The 5011-nt window shown below is 56.7% G+C and carries 5 protein-coding genes; 1 reads left to right on the forward strand and 4 read right to left on the reverse strand.

The genetic code is table 11. The features are described from left to right. Positions 1 to 110 precede the first annotated feature (110 nt). Positions 111 to 368, reverse strand: a complete 258-nt coding sequence (locus ACP7IZ_RS13340) for a mobilization protein (protein WP_426849644.1) — start codon at positions 366 to 368, stop codon at positions 111 to 113. 214 nt (positions 369 to 582) lie between these two features. Here ACP7IZ_RS13340 and mobQ point away from each other — a divergent pair, with 214 nt between their 5' ends. Continuing rightward, entirely contained in the window at positions 583 to 1593 is a 1011-nt protein-coding gene (gene mobQ / locus ACP7IZ_RS13345) for a MobQ family relaxase (protein WP_426849645.1), read from the forward strand. Positions 1594 to 1630: 37 nt separating this feature from the next. Here mobQ and ACP7IZ_RS13350 read toward each other — a convergent pair whose 3' ends face one another. From ACP7IZ_RS13350 to ACP7IZ_RS13360, 3 genes are all read right to left on the reverse strand, one after another. Next, positions 1631 to 3445, reverse strand: a complete 1815-nt coding sequence (locus ACP7IZ_RS13350) for a Hint domain-containing protein (RefSeq protein ID WP_426849647.1) — start codon at positions 3443 to 3445, stop codon at positions 1631 to 1633. Between the two features lie 103 nt (positions 3446 to 3548). Then, entirely contained in the window at positions 3549 to 4148 is a 600-nt protein-coding gene (locus ACP7IZ_RS13355; RefSeq protein ID WP_426849649.1) for a helix-turn-helix domain-containing protein, read from the reverse strand. Positions 4149 to 4477: 329 nt separating this feature from the next. Beyond that, positions 4478 to 5011, reverse strand: a 534-nt coding sequence (locus tag ACP7IZ_RS13360; RefSeq protein WP_426849651.1) for a replication protein, incomplete at its 5' end; no start/stop codon positions are given.

Raw genomic sequence — 5011 nt, forward strand, 5'->3', positions numbered from 1 at the left:
TCGGGTGGCCTGATCGGTTCGGACGGTCCGGAGCAAACGGTTCGTCTCCGCCATTTCCCGGCCGAGCTGGTCGAACGCGGCCAGCCCGTCATCCAGCTCGCGTTCGTCGGTCATGACCTGTCAGGTTCCGGCTTCTGCCACCCCTCGAACGCCTTGTGGTCATGGTCGCGGGTGATGCGTTTCAGCAGTTCATCAATGACGAGGTCGAAGCGTTCATCCTTCCCGGCCGCGTCGATCAGAAGGCCCCCGAGAATGACCTTGCGCCGGGTGTCCAGCTTGCGTTCTTCAGCGTTCTGTCTGGCGAGCAAAGCCTGATACCGGGCCCTGGCCTGTTCGACCTGCTGTTTTGCCTTCTCGATGGGTGTCATTTTTCCTCCCGCACCATACGGGTGCAATGGTCTGTCGTAGAATCCACATAACCGTGTCACCGCTCAGGATACCCGATTTTTCGGAAGTTTCCTTGATTCCTCAAGAGGCGCAAACAACCCTTGCGACGAAGGAGTGAAGGGCGCACTTTAGCATTGTTCCAATGCGTGCGTCAGGGATGTTCCTTCCCTGAACCCTTCCAGATCGGAGCGAAGCGTGGCGATCTACCACCTGTCCGTCAAATCCATCTCGCGTTCAGCTGGTCGCAGCGTTGTGGCGGCCGCTGCCTACCGTGCTGGTCAGGAACTGACGGACGAGCGGCAGGGCCTGACGCACGATTATACCCGCAAACAGGGGGTGGAAGATGCGTTCATCGTGGCCCCGGATGGCGCGGACTGGGCGCATGATCGAAATACTCTATGGAATGCTGCGGAAACGATCGAGAAGAGGAAGGATGCCAAGACCGGCCGGGAATACGAGCTGGCGTTACCGGCCGAGCTGGACGCGGGCGCACGGAAAGAACTGGCCCGGGATTTCGCCCGTGAGCTGGTGGAGCGGTACGGAGTGGTGGCCGATGTGGCGATCCATGAACCCGGCCGGGAAGGGGACAACCGGAACCATCACGCGCACATCCTGACCACGACCCGGACGGCCGGGGAGGACGGTCTGGGGGCCAAGACGCGGGTTCTGGACGTGGCCAGCACCGCCTCGGCCGAGATCGAGCACATGCGGGGTGTGTGGGCGCGCCAGGTGAACATGGCGCTGGAACGGCACCAGGTCGAACAGCGGGTGGATCACCGGAGCTTCGAGCGCCAGGGGAAGGAACAGGAGCCGACCCGGCACATGGGCGTGTCAGCGACCGCCCTAGAGCGTCAGGCGGCCCGCGAGATCCCCGGCCGAGATCCTGTGACGGATCTCGGGAAGCAGAATGCGGAGATCCGCGAGCGGAACCGGGTGCTGGAAACGGCCCGCAAGGCCGTGGAGAAGGCCTCGGCGCTGTTCTCCGGCCTTGAGAAGAAGGCTCGGCTGGCGGTCGGTCTGGCCCGGAAGATCGGGCAACGGATGGAACGGGAGAGGGAGGCTGAACGCCAGCGGAAGGAGCAGGCGCGTCAGGCCGAGATCAGACGCCATCAGGACATCCGGGCGGTCGAACGGGAGCATAATCTGGAAAGAACGAGGTCACGGGGAAGAGGACGAAGCCGTGACCGAGGGTATGACCCTTGGTGATCCCCGCCTCCCAGCAGAGGAGGCGGGGATTGTCTTTTCAGGCCCGCAGAGCGGCCTTTTTTTGAACCGTATCTGTGGCCAGGTAGGGGCCTGTTTTTCTGATCTGGATAGCGATGAGGGCGACGCTGTTCGGATGACGTTCACCGAGTGGTAGCAGGCCGTTACCGGATGTCCAGCGGCAGTCTTCCCATTCCAGAGTGTTCCAGCCGTCCAGTTCTCTGTCGGTCAGGTGAGAGGTAATGGTACGAGACCTGTTGCCCTCGAAAAGAGTAATATCCCCCACAGCGACGCCGAAATAACGGCGGTCATCGACGAACGGTCCGACGACATCACTGGGTCGGCTGGCATTGGAGGCGATGCGGATGGACTGAACACCTGTCGGGATCATGAACATGATGCGTCCGTTGTGTTCACGGGCAGGGCGGATGGATACACCGGTGTCCGTGATGAGATGGAGGTTGGCCTCCTCTGTCAGTTCAGGAGCGGTGTCTTTCTGTGTGATGCCAGCAGCGATTGCCCGGGCTTCGGCCTGCCGGAACAGAGGTTCTGCAAATTCGCGGCTGACACCAAGCGGCGCAGCAGCATCGTCCCATGTCAGATTACGGCTGCCACCGATCGAGACAACGTTCCCTTTCTGGGAGAATGCGCGACGGTTTCCGGTATCGAGGTAGCTCTCGGTGAGCATCCCGTCTGCCATGACGACCGAATGGGCTTCGGTTTCAATATGGTAGTAGTCGTAAGACGTGACGGACTTGTCGAAGAAGATCGAGCGACCGTTCACCAGCATCCGGGCCGGAACAAACTTTCCATCGAAGAACAGGCAGTGCTCCGCCGTGATCAGCATGTCCTTGAACGGAACTCCGTCCGAGATGGCATCCTTGAGGATGCGGACCGGGTAACCCGCTTCGTCATCAGGAAGATGGGAACGAACATTGCAGTGTGCCTGACCGGTCCAGGTCACACGGCGGGGGGTCGCAACACCATCAACATACGCAATGATCTCATCACCAACACTCAGTTCTTCAACGGCCTTCGTGCCATACGGCGTGCTGATGAGAGAGCCCGGGAGGAAGCAGTTTATAACGAGGAATCCATCACTATATTCCGCAGAAATTGGATTTGAACTATAGTTAGAGTCTGTAAAATTTGTGAATTTAACGACTTCTTTTCCAGAGCCGTTTAACACTGTTAACGTATGATTTGAAGAGTCGTAAGATGTTGTTAATGTTCCACTTCCTGAACTTCCAATCTTTATTGTGTCTCCATATGTGTAGTTTTTAACTGTTATTGCTACAGCATCTGATGTTTGGCTGCTATCATCAATAATAAAAGTACCATTTGGGTTATTATTGAAATCTATTATAGGTCCTGGATCGGAAGATGATTTATCATTATTTGCAAGAGACCCTTTTAATTCTACAGTTCCTCCGTTTATATTTAAATATCCAGAGTTTAAATTCGTTAAGCCTTCGGCTGTAAACTTTCCTCCGCTATTAACAGTAATTACTGATTGGTTTAAGTTTGTATTTCCTTCTACTGTAAATGACCCATTGACGGTTAGGTGTCCACCAGCAGCGTTTGTATAGTCAAGATCTACTTTTATTGCTGCCCCAGAATCAACAATAACGTTTGATCCGTTAATATTGAAGTAGCCAGAAAATGTTGCTGTTCCAGAGGTTACTTCATATGTTGCACCAGACCCTTGTCCTGATGGATTGGTTGCAGTGCTTTGTGTGCCATTCCCGTTAAAATTATTGTACGTGTGATTTTCATCTGTAATATATAAATCTGAATAATCACTTGATGTCGACGGGAGATTTATATCTCCAGATGTCGGATAGTATGTTGCCATAGAATTTCTCCAATATGTTATTAAGCTTGCAGCAATATTTTGGATTTTGATGCAAGTCTATTTACGCCAAGATGCATGCGGTTTTTTTTTGTTCAAAAGATGGTCATGACGCCCCCCCTTGGAGAAGTTCGAGTTGCATGGGAGGTCGGGTTTCCGCGGCCTGTGCCTTGCGGACGTCCAGCGAGCCATTCCATGCCACGTGCGGGTTGATGAAATACACGGCCATGCCCGGGCCTCTCACGCCTTCGATCTTGCGACGTTCGCGGCGGATCACCCCCATTTTTTCCAGCGTTCCCATAATGGTGCTGACGCTACGAGGGGCACAGTCAATTTCCTCGGCAAGTTGGTCTCGGGTGAGCAGAACCTCGCCTGTATCCTGCCGGAGATTGAGCAGCACTAGATCGAAGGCATGGCGGACCTGATTGGGCCGGTCATCGGACGGCAGGGCGCGGATGGCGTCCCAGATTGCGGCGGTCTGCATACGGCTCAACATGGTGAAACCTCCCGGCCAAAGCCCTTCGGTGGTGTCTGGTCGCGCGGCCTTCTGTAGCGCGTGTGTGGCCCGTGAGATGGCTATACGCGCCTCTCCGGGCAAATGCTTCAGGAGTTCGTCGGACAGGAGCGAGAGCTGCTCGGCCACCTGTGCGGCTTCCTCCTGTCCGGACCGCTGCTGTTTGGTGGTGAGGCGCACAATCTGGGCCATGGTTTGCTCCCTGTGGAGAACCCGTCATTAGATCACGGAATCCGTGATCCAAAGGTCACAGAGTCTGTGACCTAATGCAACCTCTTTCTGCCGGATTCCTGCGGGGTGTGGCGATCCCTAAGAAAGAGAAAAGAATCTAATCCCCCTGTTGTCCCCCCTTTTTCCGGTGGAAAACTGCCATTTATGGTTCTGTTCCGGCGCCCTGCGGGCGGGCTACGCCGCTCCCGCTCCGCGCTCGCCCGGACCCTGTGGCGCCGGCAGAATCGGGCAAGAGAAAATGGCTCAGGAAGCGATGAGAGGGCGGGCGGGCTTTCCCATTCCGGTGACGGTCAGCGGATATACCAGCCGCTAAGGTTTCCCTTGGCGTCTTCTTTCGGGAAGCAGACCGTCCCACCCTTCTGGCGTTCCGTGGTCCAGCCGTCCCCCTTGCACAGGGCCAGCATATCGAGGCTGCCAAGCTGATCGAGGCCATAGGCCCGCTGTCCGGCCGGTGTGTTAGCCCAGCTCGCGGCGGCCTCCTGATTCCGGGCTTTCTGGTATCCGTCCGCGTGTCCTGTGTCCCATCCAGCCCGGTGACCGAAGAAATATCCCCCGCCAAACGCCACCAGAACGATCAGGAGGGCCATCAGGCCCGTCCAGAGTAGAGATGAGCGTATTTCGGTCTGACTGGCCTGTAGCGCCTTCTGTGAGGCTCCTGTGGCCTGTCTGAGCGCAGTCTGCATTTCGGCCGACAGGGCGTGTTCCTGCTGGTTTCGGGTGGCCTGATCGGTTCGGACGGTCCGGAGCAAACGGTTCGTCTCCGCCATTTCCCGGCCGAGCTGGTCGAACGCGGCCAGCCCGTCATCCAGCTCGCGTTCGTCGGT

The sequence above is a fragment of the Acetobacter sp. AAB5 genome, from assembly GCF_050106715.1.
In the GTDB taxonomy this organism is placed as follows: domain Bacteria; phylum Pseudomonadota; class Alphaproteobacteria; order Acetobacterales; family Acetobacteraceae; genus Acetobacter; species Acetobacter oryzifermentans.

What these genes read in the sequence shown, in the direction of transcription:
- ACP7IZ_RS13340 (WP_426849644.1), bottom strand. Translation starts at nt 368, where the DNA reads ATGACACCCATCGAGAAGGCAAAACAGCAGGTCGAACAGGCCAGGGCC.
- ACP7IZ_RS13350 (WP_426849647.1), bottom strand. Translation starts at nt 3,445, where the DNA reads ATGGCAACATACTATCCGACATCTGGAGATATAAATCTCCCGTCGACA.
- ACP7IZ_RS13355 (WP_426849649.1), bottom strand. Translation starts at nt 4,148, where the DNA reads ATGGCCCAGATTGTGCGCCTCACCACCAAACAGCAGCGGTCCGGACAG.